Here is a 20449-nt window from a genome sequence, read left to right as displayed (position 1 = left end):
GTTGATGAAGAGAGTTTTGGTGACGGCGGCGCTGTTCGGTGCCATGACGATCTCGGCCTTGGCCATCGAGCTGCCGCCTGACATCGTCAAGCGCGGCAGCATCAAGGTGGGGCTGGTGCCGAACTATCCGCCGATGGAGTTCCGTGATCCCGCCACCAACGTGCTGTCCGGCTTCGACATCGATCTCGGCGAGGCCATCGGCCGCAAGCTCGGCGTCAAGATCGAATGGACCGAGACCAGCTTCGCTGGGTTCATGCCATCGATTTCGACGGGCCGGGTGGATGCCATCCTGTCCGGCTTCACGGACTATGCGAGCCGGCACGACATCGCTTCCTTCGTCGATTATCTGCGTAGCGGCCCAAAATTCTTCGTGCAGCAGTCCCGCGCGTCCGAGTTCAAGGACATGGCTGCGCTGTGCGGCAAGAAGGTTGGCGCCAGCCGCCGAACCATGTTTCCGGCAGAGATCGACAAGTGGAGCCAGAAGAATTGCGGCAGCAATCCGATCCAGTTCGTTGGTACGGACGGCTCGGCAGATGCGCGCACGCAGCTCAGGCAGGGCCGTATCGACGCCGCCGTGCAGGGCAATGAGACGCTGCCCTATCTGATGAATCTCGAGCCGAGCACCTATGCGCCGGTCGGCGATCCCTTCGCAACGCAATTCACCGGCATTGCGCTGCCAGTCAAGGAAAAGGCGTTGCAGCAGGCCATGCTGGAGGCACTCGACGCGCTGATCGCGGACGGCACCTACAAGACCCTGCTTGCCAAGTGGAAGTTGACAGACAACGCACTCGAAAAGGCGACCATCAATGCTGGACAGTAAGGCACTCCAGAGCATCCCGCTCACCCCAGCCAACACCGCGGACCCAGCGCCGGAATATCCCTGGCCCAAGCCGTACAATTCGGCGATGTTCCTGTCCTTCGATGTCGACGCGGAGAGCGCGTGGACCAGCAAGGACGCGGTGCACGCACAGCGGCTCATCACCATGAGCTATGGCGGCTATGAGGCGCGTGTCGGCACGCCGAAGGTTCTGGAGCTGCTCGACCAGCTCGATCTCAAGGCGACCTTCTTCGTCACCGGATGGTCGGTCGATGCGCATCCGGCGATGGCCGAATCCATCCTCAGGGCGGGTCACGAGATCGGCCATCACGGCTATCACCATCTGCTCCCCGATCCCGGCGATCCCTGGATCGAGGACGAGCTGGAGCGCGGTTTCGAGGCGCTGAAGCGCCGGCTCGGCGTCAAGCCGACCGGCTATCGCGCGCCCTACGGCGAGTTCACCGAGGAGCTGCGCGTCGCACTGGTGCGCCACGGCATTGTCTACACGTCCTCGTTCCGCGACGACGTGCGGCCCTATCGCCATCGTCTCGCCGACGGCAAGCCCGGCACGATCGAGCTGCCGGTGACTGCGAGCTATGACGACTGGATGCACGGCCTCTCGGCGCGCTTCAGCCCGCGCTCGATTTTTCCCAAGGAGCACGTGCTCTCGATCTGGAAGGACGAGCTCGACGAAACCAGGGACTGGGGCGCGATGGTGACGACGGTGCTGCATCCGCAATGCAGCGGCCGTCCGATGCGGCTGCGCCTGCTGCGTGAGTTCCTGACCTACGCAAAGTCGTGCCCGGATGTCTGGATCACCACCGGCGAGAAGATCACTGAAAACTTCCTGCGCCACGAGGCGGCCAACCGTTGAGCCATGCCATGACCCGTCGCCGCATCCTCGTCATCAATCCCAACTCGTCGGCGTCGGTGACGGCGGCGATCGACGATGCGGTGGCGCCCCTGCGCATCGCTGGCGGGCCCGAGATCGAGGTGGTCGGCCTTGCCGAGGGGCCGCCCGGCATCAGCTCGCAGCGCGATGCCGACAGCGTCGTCATGCCGCTGGTCAATCGCGTGTCGCGCGACAATGCGGATGCCTTCGTGCTCGCCTGCTTCAGCGATCCCGGCCTGCATGCGGTGCGCGAGGCGGCGGGCGGTCGCCCGGTGCTGGGCATCGCCGAATGCGGCATCTTTCGCGCGCTGATGCTGGGCGAACGCTTTGGCGTGATCGCGCTATCGCCGTCGAGCATCCGCCGCCAGCAGCGCATGGTGCGGGTGATGGGTGTCGATAGCCGCTATGCCGGAAGCTGGTCGGTTGGCGCGAGCGCGGCCGAGACGGCGGGCGCAGATATTCGGTGCCGGTTGATCGAGGCCGGCCGCGCACTGGTGACGCAATGCCGCGCCGATGTCGTGGTGATGGGCTGTGCCGGCATGGCCTCGCACCGCGCAGCGATTGCGGATGCGATCGGCGTGCCCGTGATCGAGCCGGCGCAGCAGGCAGTCGCCGCCGCAATCGGCGCGGTCTTGTTGAATACGTAAAGGTCGATCTCGTCAGGAGCCCGCCCCGCATGAGCACCACGGCAATTTTCGGCAGCTATGTACTGTCACGCAAGGACGGCGCGCAGGACGTGCTGCGCGATCATTGGGTCTTGGTCGAAGGCAAGACAATCGCGGCGGTCACGCGTGATAAGCCGCAGGCGGACCAAGTCTACGACCGCCCCGGCCGTTTCGTTCTGCCGGGTCTGTTGAACCTGCACAATCACTGCTTCTCCGAAGCGGTGGCGCGCAGCCACAGCGAGGACGGCAATGGCCGCCGCAACAACCAGAGCATCGTCTACACGGTGCTGTTGCCGCTGACCAAGCGCGGTGCCGACATCTTGTCGGCGGAGGAGCGTCTCGCAGTCGCGCGGCTCGGCATTCTCCAGCTCCTCAAGGGCGGCGCCACCACGGTGATGGAGCCGTTCCGGAATTCGATCCCGGAAATGTTCGACGCGGCGGAAGAGATGGGCATCCGCTTCTACGGCGCGCCCTATCTGTTCTCGACGTCGGACGCCAAGGCGGGGCCCGACGGCGTGGTCCGCTACTCCGGCGATGACGGCACCGCCGACATGGCGACATGGGATGCGCTCTATCAGCGCTGGAACAATCGCGGCGATGGACGCATCAGCCTGGCCATGAGCCCGCATGCCACCGACACCTGCGGCCCCGATCTGCTGAAGGCCTGCGCTACGCGGGCGCGTGAGCTCGGCGTGCCCATCACGACGCACATGGCGCAGAGCCGCGCCGAGGTCGAGACCATCGGCAAGCGCTATGGCGGCCGCACGCCGGCGGAGTATTTGGACTGGCTGGGCCTGCTGGCGCCCGACCTGATGGCGGCGCACTGCATGTTCAGCAGCGACGACGATCTCAAGCTGATGGCCGTGCGCGGCATGACCGTGCTGAATTGTCCGCGGGTGTTCGCGCGCGCCGGCGTCACAGCGGCGTTCAGCCGCTTCGCCGAGCACGGCGTGCGCACCGTCGTCGGCACCGACGGCTACAACATGGACCTGCTTGGCGAGCTCAATGCGGCGTCGCTGATCTCCAAGGTCACCTCGCAGCGCGCCGATGTCGCGAACTCACCGGAGCTGATCGAGGCGAACACGGCGGTCGCGGCCGACGTCATCAAGCGGCCGGACCTCGGCCGTATCGAGCCGGGCGCCACCGCCGATCTTACCGTCGTCGATCTCACCCATCCGCATCTTCAGCCGCTGTTCGATCCGCGCCGCGCGCTGATCGCGCTCGCCAACCGTGCCAATATCGACCAGGTCATGGTCGACGGCCGCATGCTGGTCGATGCCGGCCGCTATCTCGGCGCTGACGAAGCCGCGATCACGGCGGCAGGCGCCGCCGCGATCCAAAAGATCTGGGACTTGCCGGAGGCGCAGGCCGCGTTCAACGGCTAGCTATCAAACTCGGCAAGCGACTTGCGCATGGTCTCGACCAGATCGAGCGCCACCGGCGAGGGGCTGCGCTGCGCGGGAAACACCGCGGAGAATTCGAAGTCGATGCGCGGCAGGAAGCGGCGCACGACGACGCCGCGGGTGGAAAATTCCTGAGCGGTGAAGGGATCGCAGATCGCGACGCCAAGCCCCGACGACACCATGCCGCACATGATCTCGGACAGCGCGGTCTCCACCCGCAGCACACGGCGAACGTCGTGACGATGGAAGACCTGGTCGACGAGGTGACGGCTCGACGATCCCGCCGAGAGCGAGATGAACGTCTCGCCCTCGAAATCGCGTGGCTCCAGAATCTCCTTTTCCGCAAAGCGATGACCTGTCGGCAGCACCGCCACGCGCGCCGGCGCCGGCAGCTTCTGGCTCGGCAGGCCGGAATGCGCGATCGGCACCTCGGCAAAGCCGACGTCGCACTGATTATTCAGCACCCAGTCGACCACGATCGGCGAGATCACGCCGAAGAAGGCGAGGTTGAGATTGGGTCGCTCCTTCAGGAAATGTCCGGTGAGCCGCGGCAGATAACCGTTCGACAGCGCCGGGAGCGCCGCGATCCGCAGCGAGCCGGTGCGGCGGCCGCGGATCTCCTCCGCGGCGGCGGTGATGCGTTCGAGGCCGACGAAGGAACGCTCCACTTCGGTATAGAGCGCCATCGCCGCTGCGGTTGGCACGAGGCCAGTGCCGCGGCGCTCGAACAGCTCCATTTTCAGCAGCGCCTGGAGATCGCGCAGCAACCGGCTGACCGCCGGCTGCGTGACGGTCATCAGCGCCGCAGCCTCGGTGACGCTGCCGGTCAGCATCGTCGCGCGGAAGGCCTCCACCTGCCGCGAATTGATCCGCGCCATCCAAAATTCCATTCATAACATTTCAGCATGCAGAGGGTGCCATTATTCATTGGACGATGGAAGCCGGGGTTTGCGATCTTTTTCATCAGAGCTGGAGACAGCCCGCTTTTTCGGCAGATTGGAGGGATTCAAACCTCCAGATCGCGCCAAAGCCCGCCGAACAGGAGCCAGAGCCCTGCTTGGGGGCGGGATCGGTGCGGAAGGAAATGCGGAAGGGGCTTTGGCTAGTGAGACTCGTCGGCACGTCACCTCATTCCGGTATTGGAGATCGGTCCACATGAAGACTTTTCGCCTTCTGTCCGCGGTCAGCATTGCTGCGCTCATCGCCGCCCCGGCTTCGGCCCAGCAAAAGACGCTCTATGTCGCCGGCTATGGCGGCTCGTTCGAGAAAACGATCCGCGACGAGGTGATTCCGACCTTCGAGAAGGAGAATAACGTCAAGGTCGAGTACGTTGCCGGCAACTCCACCGACACGCTGGCAAAACTTCAGGCGCAGAAGGGCAATCAGCAGATCGACGTTGCCATCGTCGACGACGGCCCGATGTACCAGGCGATCCAGCTCGGCTTCTGCGGCAAGCTCGATGGCCTGCCGGCCGCCGATCTCTACGACACCGCGCGCTTCAAGGACGATCGTGCGGTCGCGATCGGCATCGTCGCCACCGGCTTGATGTACAACACCAAGGTGTTTGCGGAGAAAGGCTGGGCGCCGCCGACCTCGTGGAATGATCTGAAGGATACGAAATACGCCAAGCAGCTGGTCATTCCGCCGATCAACAACACCTATGGCCTCGAAGCGCTGGTGATGCTGTCGAAGATGAACGGCGGCGGCGAGTCCAATGTCGACTCCGGCTTCAAGATCTTCAAGGAGCAGATCAATCCGAACGTGCTCGCCTATGAGCCGTCGCCGGGCAAGATGACCGAGCTGTTCCAGTCCGGCCAGGCCGTGATCGCGGTGTGGGGCACCGGCCGCGTGCAGAGCTTTGCCAACACCGGCTTCCCCGTCGACTTCGTCTATCCGAAGGAAGGCGCGGCAACGCTGCTGACGACGGCGTGTCCGATCTCGAAGCCCAACGCTTCGCCGCTCGCCTCAAACTTCGTCAAGATGCTGCTTGATCCTAAAATCCAGCTCGTGATGCTGAAGGACTACGGCTACGGTCCGGTGCTGAAGTCGCTGAAGGTGCCGCCGGAACTCGGCAAGATGGCCCCGATCGGCGAGCGCGCGGCAAAGCTCTATAATCCGGACTGGACCGTCATCAACGAGAAGCGCGAGGAGTGGACCAAGCGCTGGAACCGCGAGGTCGAGCGCTGATCTGATCGTCGCGGCGGAGACAGCGTATGGCCTATCTCGAGCTTGATCGGGTCGCCAAGCAATTTGGCGCGCAGACTGTGGTCGACGACTTCAGTCTCGCAGTGGGCAAGGGGGAGTTCGTCTCCTTCCTTGGCCCGTCCGGCTGCGGCAAGACCACGACCTTGCAGATGATCGCGGGTTTCCTCGATCCCACGCGCGGCGCAATCCGCCTCGAGGACAAGGATCTGACCGCAATCCATCCTGCCAAGCGCGGGCTCGGCATCGTGTTCCAGAGCTACGCGTTGTTTCCGCACATGACGGCGGCGGAGAACGTCGCCTTCGGCCTCGAGATGCGCAAGGTGACGCGCGCTGACAGAGCCGAGCGTGTTCGCGCCGCGCTCGCGATGGTGGGCCTCGCCGGCTACGAAGACCGCCATCCCCGCCGCATGTCCGGCGGTCAGCAGCAGCGTGTGGCGCTGGCGCGTGCGTTGGTGATCAAGCCGAGCGTGTTGCTGCTCGACGAGCCGCTGTCGAACCTCGACGCCAAGCTGCGCGAGGAGATGCAGATCGAGCTGCGCCAGATCCAGCGCACCATCGGCACCACCACGATCCTGGTCACCCACGACCAGAACGAGGCGATGTCGCTGTCCGACCGCATCGTGGTGATGAGCCAGGGCCGCATCGAGCAGATCGGCACGCCGCAGGAGACTTATGAGAAGCCGGCCTCGGCCTTCGTCTCGCAGTTTTTGGGCAAGACGAACGATTTTGCCGCGACGATCGATCGGACGGTTACGCCAGCGCAGCTGGTGGCAGGCTCGTGGCGTGCAACGGCGCCAGCTGGGCTTAGCGGCCCCGTCTCCGTCAGCATTCGTCCTGAAAGAATCGGCTTTGGCGACGAGGGTCTCGGCGCAAAGATCGTCACGCGCATCTTCCAGGGCAATCACTGGCTCTTCCAATGCGAGAGCGAATGCGGGCCGGCAATCGTGATCCGTCAGAATGACGGTAAGCCGCAGCCGGCTGAAGGCGAGGCCGTTCGCCTTACCTGGCGGCTAGAGGACATGAGCGTCCGTGCGAGGACCGGCGCATGAGCACAGTTGCCGAGGAGCGCAACGCGCGTGCGCCGTGGGCGCTGACGGCGCCTGCCTTGATGCTGTTCGTTGGCGTGCTGCTGATTCCGCTGGCGATGACCGTGATGCTGTCGTTCCACGATTGGGGCCAGTACAAGGGCATCGAACCGGTCTTCATCCTCAAGAACTGGCAGGAGATCGCGACCGATCCCTATTACGCCGAGATGTTCTGGCGGACGTTTCGGATCGCGATCCTGACCACGCTGCTCACGGCTTTGCTCGGCGCACCCGAGGCCTACATCCTCAATCGCATGAGCGGCCGCTGGAAGAGCTTTTTCCTGCTGGTCATTCTCGGGCCGCTCTTGATCTCCGTGGTGGCGCGCACGCTCGGCTGGGCGCTGCTGTTCGGCGGCAACAATGGCCTCGTCAACAAGCTGCTGATGTCGCTCGGCGTAATCCGCTTCCCCATTCCCTTCATGTTCACCGAAACGGGCATGGTCGTTGCGCTTGCCCATGTGATGATGCCGTTCATGGTGCTTTCGGTGTGGGCCGCGCTCCAACGCCTCGATCCGCAGATCGAGAACGCCGCGATGTCGCTCGGCGCGGGCCCGGTCACCATCATCCGCCGCACCATCATGCCGCAGATCATGCCGGGCGTACTGTCGGGGGCGATCATCGTGTTCTCGCTCTCGGCCAGCGCCTTCGCGACACCGGCGATCATCGGCGGCAGGCGGCTCAAGGTGGCGGCGACACTCGCCTATGACGAATTCCTCAACACGCTGAACTGGCCGCTCGGTGCGGCGGTCGCGACGCTGCTGCTGGTGGCGCTGGTGCTGATCGTCGTCGGCAGCAACGCGCTGATCGAACGCCGCTACGCGGAGGTGTTCCGATGAGACGGAACAGCCCGCTCGCGCTGATCTTCCACACCATCTTCGTCGTCGTCATGCTGGCGCCGATCCTGGTGGTCTGCCTCGTCGCCTTCACGCCCGAGGGCTTTCTGTCGCTGCCGACCAATGGCTTCTCGCTGCGCTGGTTCAGGGCGATCGGCAACTACCCTGAATTCATCCACGCCTTCTGGGTCAGCCTCGGGCTCGGTGCGCTGTCGTCGTTTGTAGCGCTTCTATTCGCGGTGCCCGCGGCACTGGCGATCGCGCGCTATCGCTTCCGCGGTCGTGATGCGCTGGCGGCGTTGTTCCTATCGCCGCTGATGATCCCGCATGTCGTGCTCGGCATCGCATTCCTGCGCTTTTTCACCTCGGCAGGCCTCGGCGGCAGTTTTGCAGCACTCATCATCGCGCATGTCATCATCGTGTTTCCGTTCGCGCTGCGGCTAACGCTGGCCGCTGCAACCGGCATGGATCTTTCGGTCGAGATGGCCGCGGTCTCGCTCGGCGCGGGCGGCTGGACGCTATTTCGGCGCGTGACGCTGCCGCTGATCCTGCCCGGCGTCATCAGCGGCTGGGCGCTTGCCTTCATCCAGTCCTTCGACGATCTCACCATGACCGTCTTCCTTGCGGCGCCCGGCACCGAGACGTTGCCGGTGCGCATGTTCCTTTATATTCAGGACAACATCGATCCGCTGGTGACGTCGGTCTCGGCCTGCGTGATCGCGATCACCATGACCGCCCTCATTCTGCTCGACCGCTTCTACGGGCTCGACCGTGTGCTCGCCGGCAAGGGCGATCCGGGACGATAGGAGAACCCATGTCCAGGGACTATGACGTCGCCGTCGTCGGCGGCGGATTGCTCGGCTCCGCCATTGCCTGGGGCCTCGGCCGGCTCGGCAAGAGCGTCGCCGTGCTCGACGAAGGCGACATCACCAAGCGGGCCTCGCGCGCGAACTTTGCGCTGGTCTGGGTACAGAGCAAAGGCTTGGGCATGCCGGCCTATACGGTCTGGACCGTGCAGGCGTCGCAGGCATGGGGCCGGCTTGCGTCTGAGTTGAAGCAACACACCGGCCTCGATGTTTCGCTCCAACAAAACGGCGGCTTCCATCTCACGCTCGGCGAGGACGAATTCGGCCAGCGCACGGAGCTGGTCAGGCGCATGAACAACCAGACCGGTGCGGCCGATTACAAGATGGAGATGCTGTCCGCGTCCGAAGTGAAGAAGGCGCTGCCGCTGATCGGCCCCGAAGTCTCCGGCGGCAGCTATTGTCCGCTCGATGGCCACGTCAATTCGCTGCGCACCTTTCGCGCCTTCCACACCGGCTTCAAGGCATTCGGTATCGACTATTTCCCGGAGCAGCCGGTTTCGGCGATCAGCAAGAGCGGCGGCGAATTCCGCCTAGCCACGCCGAAAGGCGAGCTGCGCGCCGCCAAAATTGTGCTCGCCGCCGGCAATGCCAACCAGACGCTGGCGCCGATGGTCGGCCTCTACGCGCCGATGGGCCCGACCCGCGGCCAGATCGTGGTGACCGAGCGCACCATGCAGTTCCTGCCGCATCCGCTGACCACGATCCGTCAGACCGACGAGGGCACTGTGATGATCGGCGACAGCAAGGAGGATGAGCTCGACGACCGCGCGCTGAAACATTCGATCAGTGCGGTGATGACCGATCGCGCGCAGCGGATGTTTCCGCATCTCGCCCGGCTCAACGTGGTCAGGAGCTGGGCCGGCATCCGCGTCATGCCGCAGGATGGCTTTCCGATCTACGACCAGTCGGAGACGTATCCCGGCGCCTTCGTCGCCTGCTGCCATTCCGGCGTGACGCTCGCCTCCAACCACGCCTTCGAGATCGCGCGCATGGTGGCGCAGGGCGCGCTCGAGCCGGAGCTGGTCGGCGCGTTCTCGGCGAGCCGCTTTGGCGGCGCGGGCGCGGCGAACAACAGCGGTTACTAGAGATACAGAAGGAGCCAAGAGGCATCCCATGTTTAGACGATCCGAGCAGGACAAGCGACCGCAGGTCCAAATCTTCGTCGACGGCGTTGCCGTCGCGGCTCGCGTGGGCGACACCGTTTCCGCGGCACTGCTGGCATCCGGGCAGGACGCGCGCCGCTCCACCGCGGTGAGCGGCGCGCCGCGTCTGCCCTATTGCATGATGGGCGTGTGCTTCGACTGCCTCGTCACCATCGATGGCGTCGGCAACAGACAAGGCTGCCTCGTGCCTGTCGCCGAGGGCATGCAGATCGAAATTCAGAAGGGCAAGCGGGAGATCGGGCGATGACTGTGGCTCCCAAGCGCGAAGAATACGATGTGGTTGTGATTGGCGCCGGGCCAGCAGGCCTCGCTGCCGCCGCGACCTCCGCCGAAGCTGGCCTCACGACGCTGTTGCTCGACGAGAACGTCGGTCCGGGCGGCCAGGTGTTTCGCGCCATCTCGTCTACGCCGGTGACCGAGCGCAGCCAGCTTGGTGCCGACTATTGGGCGGGTGCCGATCTCGTGCAGTCGCTCCGCGCGAGCAGTGCCGAGGTCATCCATCGTGCCACGGTCTGGAGCCTCGACCGCAACCTCGATATCGCCGTGTCGATCGGCGGCGCGTCCGCCTTCGTCAAGGCGAAGCGCGTGATCCTTGCGACCGGCGCACTGGAGCGGCCGTTTCCGATTCCCGGCTGGACATTGCCGGGCGTGATGACCGCAGGCGCCGCGCAGACGATGCTGAAATCGTCGGCGCTGGTGCCTGATGGACGCACCGTGATCGCGGGGCAGGGGCCGCTGCTCTGGCTGCTCGCCGCGCAGATCTTGCGCCTCGGCGGCCGCATCGACCGCATCCTCGACACCACGGAGCGCGGCAACTACTTCGCCGCGCTGCCGCACGCCTTCGCTTTCCTGACCTCGCCCTATTTCACCAAGGGCCTGTCGATGATGCGCGAGGTGAAGGCGAAGGTGCGGGTCGTCTCTGGGGTCACCGAGCTTGTCGCGACCGGCGATGGTCAGCTCACGAGCGTCAGCTATGTCGCGGGCGACAAGCGCGAGACCATCCCTGCGGATCTCCTGCTGCTGCATCACGGCGTCGTGCCCAATGTCAACCTTGCGATGTCCGCAGACGTTGAGCATCGCTGGGACGATTTGCAGCTCTGCTGGTCGCCAGTGCTCGATCCCAGCGGCAATTCGTCCGTTCCCGGCATCGCGATCGCCGGCGACGGCGCCGGCATCGGCGGCGCGAATGCCGCCGTGGTCCGCGGTCGCATCGCGGCGCGCGCGGCGGTGGACGCACTGGCGGCCGCTGCCGCTGCGAAGCTTCCCGCGATGGCGACGCTCCGCGCCGATCTCGCCAAGGCCGAGCGCGGCCGCGTTTTCCTCGACACGCTGTTCCGCCCGTCGCCGCAGTTTCGCATTCCCTCCGGCGACACCATCGTCTGCCGCTGTGAGGAGGTCACGGCGAAGGACGTTCTCGATTCCGTTGCGATCGGCGCGACCGGGCCGAACCAGCTCAAGGCCTATCGCCGCAGCGGCATGGGCCCGTGCCAGGGCCGCCTTTGCGGCCTCACCGTCACCGAGCTGATGGCGCAGGCGCGCGGCAAGACTCCACAAGAGATCGGCTATTACCGGCTGCGCGCGCCGGTCAAGCCGATCACGCTCGCCGAGCTTGCCGCCGTTCCGAAGAGCGAGGCGGATATCAAGGCCGTGGTGCGCGGATGACTCAAAACGTGGATGCGATCGTCGTCGGCGGCGGCATCCACGGATGTTCGACCGCGCTGCACCTGTGCCTCGCCGGCCTCAAGCCGGTGCTGATCGAGAAGGATTATGCCGGCCGCCACGCTTCCGGCGTCAATGCCGGCGGCGTCCGCCAGCTCGCGCGGCACATCCCCGAAATCCCGCTGTCGATCCGCTCGATGGGGATCTGGGAGAAGATCAAGGATCTCCTGGACGACGATTGCAGCTTTGAGAGTCACGGCCAGGTGCTGGTCGCCGAGAATGAGGAGGAGCTCGAAATCTGCCGCGCGCGCGTCGCCGAGCTCAACGCGCTCGGCTTCACTCATGAAGAGCTGATCGACGCGACAGAGTTGCGCCGGCTCGTGCCTGCGGTCGCCGAAACCTGCCCCGGCGGTGTCGTCTCGCGCCGTGACGGCGCGGCCAATCCGGCGCAGACGACGACGGCATTCCGACGCAAGGCCGAGGAACTCGGCGCGACCGTGCGCGAGGGCGTAGCCGCGAGCAACATCCGCTACAGCGACGGTCTCTGGTACGTCGATGTCGGCACTGAAACCTTTGCCGCGCCGGTGCTCGTCAACGCCGCCGGTGCCTGGGCCGGCGAGATCGCGGCCGCACTCGGCGAGCCCGTGCCGGTCGAAACCGTGGCGCCGATGTTGATGATCACCTCGCGCGTGCCGCATTTCATCGATCCCGTTGTGATCCTGCGCGGGCGAAAGCTCTCTTTCAAGCAATTCTCCAACGGCACCGTGCTGATCGGCGGCGGCCATCTGGCTAGGCCCTATCAGGACCGCAACGAGACGGTGCTGGACTGGAAGAGTCTCGCGACCAGCGCGCGCACCGTGTTCGAGCTGTTTCCGGTGATGCGCAACGCCACCATCGTCCGCGCCTGGGCCGGCATCGAGGCGAAGATGACCGACGATATCCCCGTGTTCGGCCCGAGCAGCCGCCACAAGGGCCTCTATCACCAGTTCGGCTTCTCGCTGCACGGCTTCCAGCTCGGCCCCGGCGCCGGCGCCGTGATGGCGGAGCTGATCGTCAATGGCGGCACCCAGACCCGCGTCAGCGATCTCGGCATCGACCGCTTTCATCCCGCCACGCTCTAAAGAAGAGGACATCGTTGGCGTCGCCAATCTCGGCGGCGCCGAGGACACGGCTTGATCTTGCCGCGCTGCAGGCTTATGAGCAGTCTCTCAACAAGGATATTCGCAGCCATGGATTTTACCCCGACCGCAACGCCGATCCGCTTTGCTCACGGGGAATTCCATGCCTGCTTCAATCATCCTGTCGCGCCTGTCGCTGTCCACGCCTGACGGCCGTTCTCTCCTCTCCAACATCGATCTGACCTTCGGCACTGAGCGAGCCGGCCTCGTCGGCCGCAATGGCGTCGGCAAGACAACCCTGCTCGCCGCGATCACGGGCGAGCACGCGCCGCAGTCGGGGCGTGTGATCGTCAACGGAACGGTCGGGCTGCTGCGTCAGGACGCCCAGCTCCGCGCGGGCGCGACGGTCGTCGACCTCTTCGGCGCGCGCGATGCCCTGGACCTGCTGCGCCGTGCCGAGCGCGGCGATGCCTCGGCCGAAGACGTTGCCGATGTCGACTGGACTCTCGAGACGCGGCTCGCATCGGCTCTGGCCCGCGTTGGGTTCGATATCGTGCCCGACACGGAATTGGAGCGCTTGTCGGGCGGGCAGGTCACGCGTGTTCGTCTCGCCGCGCTGCTCTTCACCGAGCCGGACTTCCTGTTGTTGGACGAGCCCACCGACAATCTCGATCGGGACGGGCGCTATGCCGTGATCGATCTCCTGACCGCCTGGCGCGGCGGCGCGATTGTCGTTAGCCATGACCGGGCGCTGCTCGAGACGATGGACGCCATCGTCGAGCTGACCTCGCTCGGGGCGGCGACGCGCTATGGCGGCAATTGGAGCAGCTACCGCGCGCAGAAGGCTGTCGAGCTCGCGGCGGTCAGGCACGACCTCGCGCATGCCGAGAAGCATCTGTCCGAGATCGACGGCAAGGCGCGGGAGGCGGTCGAGCGGAAAGCGCGCAAGGACAGCGGTGGCAGGAAGAAGCGCGCCAAGGGCGACATGCCGCGTATTCTCGCTGGCGCGCGCAGGGATCGCAGCGAGGACAGTGGCGGCAAGACTGCGCAGATCACTGAGCGGCGGCGCGCGGAGGCGCTCGATGCGGTCGACGCCGCGCGCCGACGCATCGAGGTTCTCCAGCCGCTGTCCGTCAAGCTGCCCTCGACCCAGCTGCCGGCGGGGCGGGAGGTGGTTTGGCTCGATCGCGCCAGTGCGGGTTATCAGCCGGAGCGGCCGGTCTTGCGCGACCTATCGCTGACAATCGTTGGGCCGGAGCGTGTCGCGATTGTCGGGCCCAATGGCTCCGGCAAGACAACGTTGCTGAAACTCATCGCCGGTGAGCTGCCCGCTATCTCGGGCACTGTGCGGGTCAGACCGGACTTTGCGCTGTTCGATCAGAAGGTCAGCCTGCTCGATCCCGCGAGCTCAATCCTGGGCAATTTCGCGCGCCTCAATCCAGGGGCTGGCGCGAACGAGTGCCACGCCGCGCTGGCGCGCTTCATGTTTCGCGCCGATGCGGCCCTGCAGATCGTCGGCAGCCTGAGCGGCGGGCAGCTGTTTCGTGCGGGGCTCGCCTGCGTACTCGGCGGATCGACGCCGCCGTCGCTGCTGATCCTTGACGAGCCGACCAATCATCTCGACCTCGAGTCCATCGAGGCCGTCGAAGCGGGCCTGAGGGCCTATGATGGCGCGCTGCTCGTCGTCAGCCATGACGAGGCGTTCCTGCAGGCCATCGGGGTTACGCGTCGGGTCGATTTGGCTGCCAGGATGCTGCGCGCCAATGGCGGGATGATCTGATCCGCCTCGCGGATCGTGCTGGCAATCCTTCAAAAACCCGACGCTCTGCCCCCAGCGCGTCGGGTGGAATGAATGAGTATCAATCGGTGACCCCAATGCCGTTGTTGTGCCGCGTGTCTCACCAATTGACCATTCCGGGAAACTACCGCATCGGGACCCAGGCTGTGCCCGCCTGCGCGTCGCGGCTCTACGCGCTGCCGCCAGGTTCCAGCGCCTCGCCCATCTCCAGCGGATGCGCCATGGTCTCGTGCAGCGCGTCGCGGTCGAGCTCGCCTTCCGAGATGCTGATGACGACGCAGGCGACGCCGTTGCCGATCAGGTTGGTCAGCGCGCGGCACTCGCTCATGAATTTGTCGATGCCGACCAGGATCGCGATCGACTGGATCGGGATATCAGGCACGATCGAGAGTGTCGCGGCGAGCGTGATGAAGCCGGCGCCGGTCACGCCTGATGCGCCCTTCGACGTGATCATGGCGATGCCCAGAATGCCGAGCTCCTGCCAGATCGTCAGATGCGTATTGGTCGCCTGTGCCAGGAACAGCGTCGCCAACGTCATGTAGATGTTGGTGCCGTCGAGGTTGAAGCTGTAGCCGGTCGGGATGACGAGGCCGACAACGGAGCGCGAGGCGCCGAGATGCTCCATCTTCTGGATCATCTGTGGCAGCACCGTCTCCGAGGACGAGGTGCCGAGCACGATCAGCAACTCGTCCTTGATGTAGGCGATGAAGCGCAGGATCGAGAAGCCGGCGAGCCTTGCGATCGAGCCCAGCACGATCAGCACGAACAGGATGCTGGTGAGATAGAACGTGCCGATCAGGGCGGCGAGGTTGAGCAGCGAGCCGAGGCCATAGGCGCCGACGGTGAACGCCATCGCGCCGAAGGCGCCAATCGGCGCTACGCGCACGATGATGCGGATGATGCCGAAGAACATTTTTGCGGCCTTGTCGATCGCCTCCGCGATCGGCTCGCCGGTCTTGCCGAGGAAAGCGATGGCGAAACCGGAGAGGATCGAGACCAGCAGCACCTGCAAGAGATCGCCACGCGCGATCGCGCCCACATAGCTGTCGGGGATGATCGCCATCAGATGGGCGACGATGCCGTCTTCGTGCGCTTTGGTGACATAGGTCGCCACTGATTTCGGATCGATCGTAGCGGGATCGATGTTGAAGCCGCGCCCGGGCTGGAGAATCTCGCCGACCAGGAGGCCGATGGCGAGCGCGACGGTCGAGACCGTCTCGAAATAGATCAGCGACTTCAGCCCGACCCGGCCGACGCGCTTGAGGTCGCCCATCGAGGAGATGCCGTGCACCACGGTGCAGAAGATCACCGGCGCGATCATCATCTTGATCAGCGCGATGAAGGCGTCGCCGAGCGGCTTCAGCGCCTTGCCGAGGTCGGGATAGAAATAGCCGATCAGCACGCCGAGTACGATCGCGATCAGCACCTGGGCGTAGAGGATCTTGTACCAGGGCTGGTGCCGGCGGTGAACGGCTGGCTGGATCGCAATCTGTGTCATAGGATGAGCCCCGGAACGCATTGATCTTGCATGATTTACATCATGTGATGTTCGCCGCATAAGCAACAATCACATTTTTGTCGGATCGCACGAAGATCAATCGCTGCACCGCAATTGGGGGGAACATGTCGAACGCAACGAGCTCGAACGAGCAGGCGCATAGCTATTTTCCGCGTTGGAAGCTGAAGACCTCGGGCGTGATCATGCCGGAGGAGCGGCTGTCATGGGGCCAGACTGTCGTCTCGGGTCTCCAGCATTGCGTCGCGATGTCGGGGTCGACGATCATCGCGCCGCTGCTGATGGGATTCGATCCCAATGTTGCGGTCCTGTTCTCCGGCGTCGGCACGCTGATCTTCTTCGTCATCGTCGCCGGGCGCGTACCGAGCTATCTCGGCTCGAGCTTCGCCTTCATCGCCGTCGTGATCGCCGCCACCGGCTATGCCGGGCATGGGCCGAACCCGAACCTGTCGGTTGCGCTCGGCGGCATCGTCGCGGCTGGTGTGCTGTACGGCGTGATCGCGCTGGTCGTGATGTGGTCGGGAATCGGTTGGGTCGAGCGCCTGATGCCGCCGGCCGTCACCGGCGCCGTGGTCGCCGCGATCGGCCTCAACCTCGCGCCCGTGGCGGTCAAGGCGGTAAGCGCCAACGCGTTCGAGACGTGGATAGGGCTCGCAACCGTTCTGATCATCGGCGTGGTCGCCGTTGCGGCTCCCGGCCTGTGGCGCCGGCTGCCGATCATCCTCGGCGCCATCGGCGGATATCTTTTGTATCTGTTGTTTGCGAACGGCCTTGGCTTCGGCAAGCCGATTGACTTCATGCAGCTGTCGGCCGCGCCGTGGTTCGGCCTGCCGAACTTCACCACGCCGACCTTCCATGCCGACGCGATCTTTCTGATCGCGCCGGTCGCAGTCATTCTCGTCGCCGAGAACCTCGGTCACATCAAGGCCGTCGGCGCCATGACGGGCCGGAGCCTCGATGCCTATCTCGGCCGCGCGCTGTTCGCCGACAGCCTCGCGACGATCGTGGCCGCCTGCGGCGGCGGCACCGGCGTCACCACCTATGCCGAGAACATCGGCGTCATGGCGGCAACGAAGGTCTATTCGACCTTGCTGTTCGCCTTCGCCGCGACCGTGTCGCTCCTGCTCGGCTTCTCGCCGAAATTCGGCGCACTCATCCTGTCGATCCCCGGTCCGGTCATCGGCGGCCTTTCGATCGTGCTGTTCGGATTGATCGCGGCGATGGCGGGCCGGATCTGGGTCGAGAACAAGGTCGATTTCGCCAACCCCGCGAACCTGATCACCGTCGCGGTGGCTTTGACCGCAGGCGCCGGCGATCTCACGCTGAAATTCGGGGCGTTCACGATCGGCGGAATCGGCACGGCCACCTTCGGCGCCATCATTCTTTACCAGATCCTGACTTCTCCGATCGCGCGTCGCGCGGAATGATTCCCAGCGATGCGCTAAGGGATGGAACAAAACAGCGGTTCCGTCCATGATGAGGCATCCCGGAGACAACACATGCCACAGACCGATCTCTCAACCGCCTTTGCTTCACGTCTCGCCGGCCGATATGCACTGGTGACCGGTGCCTCCCAGGGCATCGGCCGCGCCGTTGCCGTCAGGCTTGCCCAGGAAGGGGCGACCGTCGCCATCAACTATGTCGATCACCCCGGGAAAGCCGAGGAGACGCTTGCGCTCGCAAGGACGGGATCGGGTGACCGCGGCCACGGCAATCTCGACCATGTCATCGTCCGGGCCGACGTCAGCAACGAGCAGGATGTCAGTGCGATGTTCGAGACCATCCTGACACGTTGGAAGCGCCTCGATTGTCTCGTCAACAATGCCGGCTTCCAGCGGGAATCGCCGAGCGAGGCGCTCGACATCGAAACCTACCGCCGCATCATCGACGTCAATCTCAACGGCGCCGTGCTCTGCGCGCAGAAGGCCCTGGCGCATTTCGTCGCGCGCGGCGGAGGCGGCAGCATCATCAACTGCTCCAGCGTGCATCAGATCATTCCGAAGCCGGGCTATCTCGCTTATTCGATCAGCAAGGGCGGCATGGCCAACCTGACCCGCACGCTGGCGCTGGAATTTGCCGGCCGCGGCATCCGCGTCAATGCGGTCGGGCCCGGCGCGATCGACACGCCGATCAATGCGGCCTGGACCGCCGATGCCGACAAGCGCGGCGTTGTCACCAACCACATCCCCATGGGCCGCGTCGGCACACCGGAAGAGATCGCCGCCGTGTTCGCGTTCCTCGCCTCGGATGATGCCAGCTATATCACCGGGCAGACCATTTATGCCTGCGGCGGCCTGACATTGTTTCCCGAATTTCGCGAGAACTGGGCGAGCTAGGCGTGTACCAATGAACCCGCGCCGCAGTCAGGGCGCGATCGGCTGAATGGCGCTTTCACCCGACGCGGGAAGCATTGACCACGTCGCGCACGCAATTGACGAAAGACTCAACGGCAGGGCTGAGCGTCCTGTTCTTCACAAACACGATCTCAGCCGAGACCCGCGGGCCTACCGGCTTGATAGGCAGTACCCGCAAGGCGGCTCGGGCGGCCTTCAGCCTTGCAACTGAGATCGGGAGAATGCCGACAAACTCGCCACTCGCTACCAATGACGTCGTGAGCTCAATCGAGATCGTTTTGACGACAGCGTTCGGCGGCTGGAAACCGGCGGCCCGGAATACGTCGTTGATCAACGCGCCAGGCGCGCTATCGGGTGCCGGCAAGACCCATTTGCGACTGATGATCTCGCTCAGGACCACCCGTCGCTTGCGTGCAAACTCGCTTGCTGCGCCGACGATAAAAACAAAAGGCTCGTCGAACAGCATCTCCGAATGCAGATCTTCGGCCGCGGACTTGCCGGTCGCGCGCGTGATCAGGAGATCGATCCTGCGTTCCCTCAATTCGCGAAGTTGGTGTTCGCCTGGATTGGCGAGCTTCACATCAACCTGGACGCCCGGATATTTCGCGGAAAATTTCCGTACGATGGCAGAAGCCAGGCCGTGCAGAATGATCTCAGTGCAGCCTAGCCTTACCTCTCCCGAGTTCGGATCGGACAGATACTCAAGCGAACGATAGCCTTGGCGTAGTTCGTCGAAGATATTGACGCCACATCGGAGCAGCACTTCGCCTGACGGCGTCAACTGGACGCCTTGTGGCGAGCGGTCAAGCAGCCGCGCCCCAAGGGCCCCCTCCAATTCGGAGATCGTCTTGGAGACGGCGGGATGGGAAATCCTTAGCCTCGCCGCCGCCTTCGCCATGCTGCCGGTGTCGGCAACGGCTATCAGGATATTCAGGTCGCGCAGGCTGATGCGACGACCGAGGTCTGACCACTCCATAAGGCCTTAACCCAGAGGTTATAGCGGTGCCATGACTTTCGGTCTACCAGATAATAGCCAGCGCCACCAGAGTGAGGACGTTTCGAATGGACAGCGGTGTCCGCCAGAACATCGGAGGATCACATGATCACCAAACGGCAATTGCTGTCGCTGGCCGGCGCAGGCGGCCTTGCATCGATTATGACAACCGGCGCACGCGCGCAATTGAGATCGGCTACGTCGCGCCTGATGGTCGGATTTGGCGCCGGCGGCGCCATCGATGTCGTTGCCAGAATGCTGGTCGAAGAGATGAAGGCCTCCTCGTTTATCGTCGAAAACCGGCCCGGTGCGGGCGGTCGATTGGTGCTCGGCGCACTCAAGAACGGTGCGGCGGACGGATCGGCGATGGTGCTGACGCCCGCGTCCATGCCGGTCGTTTTCCCACATGTCTACAAGGCGCTCGGCTACGATTCTTTCAACGATTTTGCCCCAATCACGCGGGTATGCTCATTTCCGTTCTTAATCACTGTCGGTCCGAAGGTGCCGCCCAGCGTCACGTCGCTCGCCGATTTCGTGAAATGGTGCGCGGCCGATCCGAAACAGGCGACCTACGGCACCGCAGCCGCCGGATCGATGCTGCATTTCACCGGCACGATCCTGGCCAAGGACGGCGGATTTGAGTTCGCCCACGTGCCCTACGGAGGGCCGAACGGCATACAGGATCTGATTGGCGGCCGGATCGCGGCAACGATTTATCCAGTCGGCACCGTGCTCCCCTACGTGCAGTCGGGAAATATCCGCGCCTTGGCCATCACAAGCGCCGAACGGAGCCCGCAGCTTCCGGGCGTGGTTACCGTCCGCGAGGCTGGATTTCCCGCCCTGGAAGTCGAGGAGTGGTTCGGCATTGTTGTCCCAGCGAAGACGCCGATCGAAACCATCAAGCATCTCAACGCGGCAATCTGTGCGTCCGTCAAGAGCGATCGTTTCACCGAAGGCCTGATTAAGCTCGCCATTGCGCCTGCAGCCGATACACCCGAGCAGTTCGCGCAATTGATCAGATCAGACTTCGACCGATGGGGACCCGTCGTGCGGGCCTCTCGTTTTTCACCGGAGGACTAGC

19 protein-coding genes are annotated in these 20449 nt (G+C 64.5%); 16 read left to right on the top strand and 3 right to left on the bottom strand.

The window, feature by feature from the left end:
* Window positions 1–4 precede the first annotated feature (4 nt).
* The 4 genes from JJC00_RS32125 to JJC00_RS32110 are packed head-to-tail and all read left to right on the top strand — an operon-like array spanning window position 5 to window position 3759.
* Entirely contained in the window at window positions 5–820 is an 816-nt protein-coding gene (locus JJC00_RS32125; protein WP_200469793.1) for an ABC transporter substrate-binding protein, read from the top strand.
* Window positions 807–1691: a polysaccharide deacetylase family protein gene (locus JJC00_RS32120; protein WP_200469792.1), complete on the top strand. Its 885-nt coding sequence runs from the start codon at window positions 807–809 to the stop codon at window positions 1689–1691. Before JJC00_RS32125 ends, JJC00_RS32120 begins: the two co-directional genes overlap by 14 nt.
* Before the next feature lie 8 nt (window positions 1692–1699).
* A complete protein-coding gene (locus JJC00_RS32115; protein ID WP_200469791.1) occupies window positions 1700–2356 on the top strand; it encodes an aspartate/glutamate racemase family protein in 657 nt (218 codons plus the stop codon).
* A 29-nt stretch (window positions 2357–2385) separates the two neighbouring features.
* The gene (locus tag JJC00_RS32110; protein ID WP_200469790.1) at window positions 2386–3759 is read left to right on the top strand and encodes an amidohydrolase family protein; all 1374 of its coding nucleotides are present in this window, start codon (window positions 2386–2388) and stop codon (window positions 3757–3759) included.
* On the opposite strand, the gene JJC00_RS32105 is transcribed toward JJC00_RS32110, so the two are convergent.
* Window positions 3756–4655 carry a LysR substrate-binding domain-containing protein gene (locus JJC00_RS32105; protein ID WP_200469789.1) on the bottom strand — a complete coding sequence of 300 codons (900 nt, stop codon included), beginning with the start codon at window positions 4653–4655 and terminating at the stop codon, window positions 3756–3758. The genes JJC00_RS32110 and JJC00_RS32105 overlap by 4 nt on opposite strands.
* 277 nt (window positions 4656–4932) lie before the next feature.
* On the opposite strand from JJC00_RS32105, the gene JJC00_RS32100 reads away from it, so the two are divergent.
* The 9 genes from JJC00_RS32100 (at window position 4933) to JJC00_RS32060 (ending at window position 14486) form a co-directional block, all read left to right on the top strand.
* The gene (locus JJC00_RS32100) at window positions 4933–5964 is read left to right on the top strand and encodes an ABC transporter substrate-binding protein (protein WP_200469788.1); all 1032 of its coding nucleotides are present in this window, start codon (window positions 4933–4935) and stop codon (window positions 5962–5964) included.
* A 26-nt stretch (window positions 5965–5990) separates the two neighbouring features.
* Complete coding sequence (locus JJC00_RS32095) at window positions 5991–7031, top strand: ABC transporter ATP-binding protein (protein WP_200469787.1); 1041 nt, start codon at window positions 5991–5993, stop codon at window positions 7029–7031.
* Window positions 7028–7903, top strand: coding sequence for an ABC transporter permease (locus JJC00_RS32090; RefSeq protein ID WP_200469786.1), 876 nt, complete (start codon window positions 7028–7030; stop codon window positions 7901–7903). The genes JJC00_RS32095 and JJC00_RS32090 overlap by 4 nt, the downstream gene beginning before the upstream one ends.
* Complete coding sequence (locus tag JJC00_RS32085; protein ID WP_200469785.1) at window positions 7900–8706, top strand: ABC transporter permease; 807 nt, start codon at window positions 7900–7902, stop codon at window positions 8704–8706. Before JJC00_RS32090 ends, JJC00_RS32085 begins: the two co-directional genes overlap by 4 nt.
* Window positions 8707–8714: 8 nt before the next feature.
* Window positions 8715–9851, top strand: a complete 1137-nt coding sequence (locus tag JJC00_RS32080) for an NAD(P)/FAD-dependent oxidoreductase (RefSeq protein ID WP_200469784.1) — start codon at window positions 8715–8717, stop codon at window positions 9849–9851.
* A 28-nt stretch (window positions 9852–9879) separates the two neighbouring features.
* On the top strand, window positions 9880–10176 hold the full coding sequence (locus JJC00_RS32075; RefSeq protein WP_200469783.1) for a (2Fe-2S)-binding protein: 297 nt from the start codon (window positions 9880–9882) through the stop codon (window positions 10174–10176).
* Window positions 10173–11591, top strand: coding sequence for an NAD(P)/FAD-dependent oxidoreductase (locus JJC00_RS32070; RefSeq protein ID WP_200469782.1), 1419 nt, complete (start codon window positions 10173–10175; stop codon window positions 11589–11591). Before JJC00_RS32075 ends, JJC00_RS32070 begins: the two co-directional genes overlap by 4 nt.
* Window positions 11588–12709: an NAD(P)/FAD-dependent oxidoreductase gene (locus tag JJC00_RS32065; protein WP_200469781.1), complete on the top strand. Its 1122-nt coding sequence runs from the start codon at window positions 11588–11590 to the stop codon at window positions 12707–12709. Before JJC00_RS32070 ends, JJC00_RS32065 begins: the two co-directional genes overlap by 4 nt.
* Before the next feature lie 160 nt (window positions 12710–12869).
* Window positions 12870–14486 carry an ABC-F family ATP-binding cassette domain-containing protein gene (locus JJC00_RS32060; RefSeq protein WP_200469780.1) on the top strand — a complete coding sequence of 539 codons (1617 nt, stop codon included), beginning with the start codon at window positions 12870–12872 and terminating at the stop codon, window positions 14484–14486.
* 187 nt (window positions 14487–14673) lie between these two features.
* Here the strand turns inward: JJC00_RS32060 and JJC00_RS32055 are convergent, their stop codons facing one another.
* The gene (locus tag JJC00_RS32055; RefSeq protein WP_200469779.1) at window positions 14674–16002 is read right to left on the bottom strand and encodes a dicarboxylate/amino acid:cation symporter; all 1329 of its coding nucleotides are present in this window, start codon (window positions 16000–16002) and stop codon (window positions 14674–14676) included.
* Window positions 16003–16127: 125 nt separating this feature from the next.
* Here JJC00_RS32055 and JJC00_RS32050 point away from each other — a divergent pair, with 125 nt between their 5' ends.
* Window positions 16128–17447, top strand: a complete 1320-nt coding sequence (locus JJC00_RS32050; protein WP_200469778.1) for a solute carrier family 23 protein — start codon at window positions 16128–16130, stop codon at window positions 17445–17447.
* A 72-nt stretch (window positions 17448–17519) separates the two neighbouring features.
* Entirely contained in the window at window positions 17520–18356 is an 837-nt protein-coding gene (locus JJC00_RS32045; RefSeq protein ID WP_200469777.1) for an SDR family oxidoreductase, read from the top strand.
* 55 nt (window positions 18357–18411) lie between these two features.
* Here the strand turns inward: JJC00_RS32045 and JJC00_RS32040 are convergent, their stop codons facing one another.
* Window positions 18412–19350 carry a LysR family transcriptional regulator gene (locus tag JJC00_RS32040; protein WP_200469776.1) on the bottom strand — a complete coding sequence of 313 codons (939 nt, stop codon included), beginning with the start codon at window positions 19348–19350 and terminating at the stop codon, window positions 18412–18414.
* A 123-nt stretch (window positions 19351–19473) separates the two neighbouring features.
* Here JJC00_RS32040 and JJC00_RS32035 point away from each other — a divergent pair, with 123 nt between their 5' ends.
* On the top strand, window positions 19474–20448 hold the full coding sequence (locus JJC00_RS32035; protein ID WP_200469775.1) for a Bug family tripartite tricarboxylate transporter substrate binding protein: 975 nt from the start codon (window positions 19474–19476) through the stop codon (window positions 20446–20448).
* The last annotated feature ends 1 nt before the right edge of the window (window position 20449 follow it).

This window comes from Bradyrhizobium diazoefficiens, from assembly GCF_016616885.1.
Classification (GTDB): domain Bacteria; phylum Pseudomonadota; class Alphaproteobacteria; order Rhizobiales; family Xanthobacteraceae; genus Bradyrhizobium; species Bradyrhizobium diazoefficiens_F.
The sequence above is the reverse complement of the archived record's forward strand: the minus strand, read 5'-3'. Positions and strand labels throughout refer to the sequence as shown.

Excerpts from the sequence above, each read along its gene's own strand:
- JJC00_RS32075 (WP_200469783.1), top strand. The coding sequence starts at position 9,880 with ATGTTTAGACGATCCGAGCAGGACAAGCGACCGCAGGTCCAAATCTTC.
- JJC00_RS32090 (WP_200469786.1), top strand. The coding sequence starts at position 7,028 with ATGAGCACAGTTGCCGAGGAGCGCAACGCGCGTGCGCCGTGGGCGCTG.
- JJC00_RS32105 (WP_200469789.1), bottom strand. The coding sequence starts at position 4,655 with ATGGCGCGGATCAATTCGCGGCAGGTGGAGGCCTTCCGCGCGACGATG.
- JJC00_RS32120 (WP_200469792.1), top strand. The coding sequence starts at position 807 with ATGCTGGACAGTAAGGCACTCCAGAGCATCCCGCTCACCCCAGCCAAC.
- JJC00_RS32085 (WP_200469785.1), top strand. The coding sequence starts at position 7,900 with ATGAGACGGAACAGCCCGCTCGCGCTGATCTTCCACACCATCTTCGTC.
- JJC00_RS32060 (WP_200469780.1), top strand. The coding sequence starts at position 12,870 with ATGCCTGCTTCAATCATCCTGTCGCGCCTGTCGCTGTCCACGCCTGAC.
- JJC00_RS32080 (WP_200469784.1), top strand. The coding sequence starts at position 8,715 with ATGTCCAGGGACTATGACGTCGCCGTCGTCGGCGGCGGATTGCTCGGC.
- JJC00_RS32095 (WP_200469787.1), top strand. The coding sequence starts at position 5,991 with ATGGCCTATCTCGAGCTTGATCGGGTCGCCAAGCAATTTGGCGCGCAG.
- JJC00_RS32055 (WP_200469779.1), bottom strand. The coding sequence starts at position 16,002 with ATGACACAGATTGCGATCCAGCCAGCCGTTCACCGCCGGCACCAGCCC.
- JJC00_RS32045 (WP_200469777.1), top strand. The coding sequence starts at position 17,520 with ATGCCACAGACCGATCTCTCAACCGCCTTTGCTTCACGTCTCGCCGGC.
- JJC00_RS32040 (WP_200469776.1), bottom strand. The coding sequence starts at position 19,350 with ATGGAGTGGTCAGACCTCGGTCGTCGCATCAGCCTGCGCGACCTGAAT.
- JJC00_RS32035 (WP_200469775.1), top strand. The coding sequence starts at position 19,474 with ATGATCACCAAACGGCAATTGCTGTCGCTGGCCGGCGCAGGCGGCCTT.
- JJC00_RS32115 (WP_200469791.1), top strand. The coding sequence starts at position 1,700 with ATGACCCGTCGCCGCATCCTCGTCATCAATCCCAACTCGTCGGCGTCG.
- JJC00_RS32050 (WP_200469778.1), top strand. The coding sequence starts at position 16,128 with ATGTCGAACGCAACGAGCTCGAACGAGCAGGCGCATAGCTATTTTCCG.
- JJC00_RS32065 (WP_200469781.1), top strand. The coding sequence starts at position 11,588 with ATGACTCAAAACGTGGATGCGATCGTCGTCGGCGGCGGCATCCACGGA.
- JJC00_RS32125 (WP_200469793.1), top strand. The coding sequence starts at position 5 with ATGAAGAGAGTTTTGGTGACGGCGGCGCTGTTCGGTGCCATGACGATC.
- JJC00_RS32100 (WP_200469788.1), top strand. The coding sequence starts at position 4,933 with ATGAAGACTTTTCGCCTTCTGTCCGCGGTCAGCATTGCTGCGCTCATC.
- JJC00_RS32070 (WP_200469782.1), top strand. The coding sequence starts at position 10,173 with ATGACTGTGGCTCCCAAGCGCGAAGAATACGATGTGGTTGTGATTGGC.
- JJC00_RS32110 (WP_200469790.1), top strand. The coding sequence starts at position 2,386 with ATGAGCACCACGGCAATTTTCGGCAGCTATGTACTGTCACGCAAGGAC.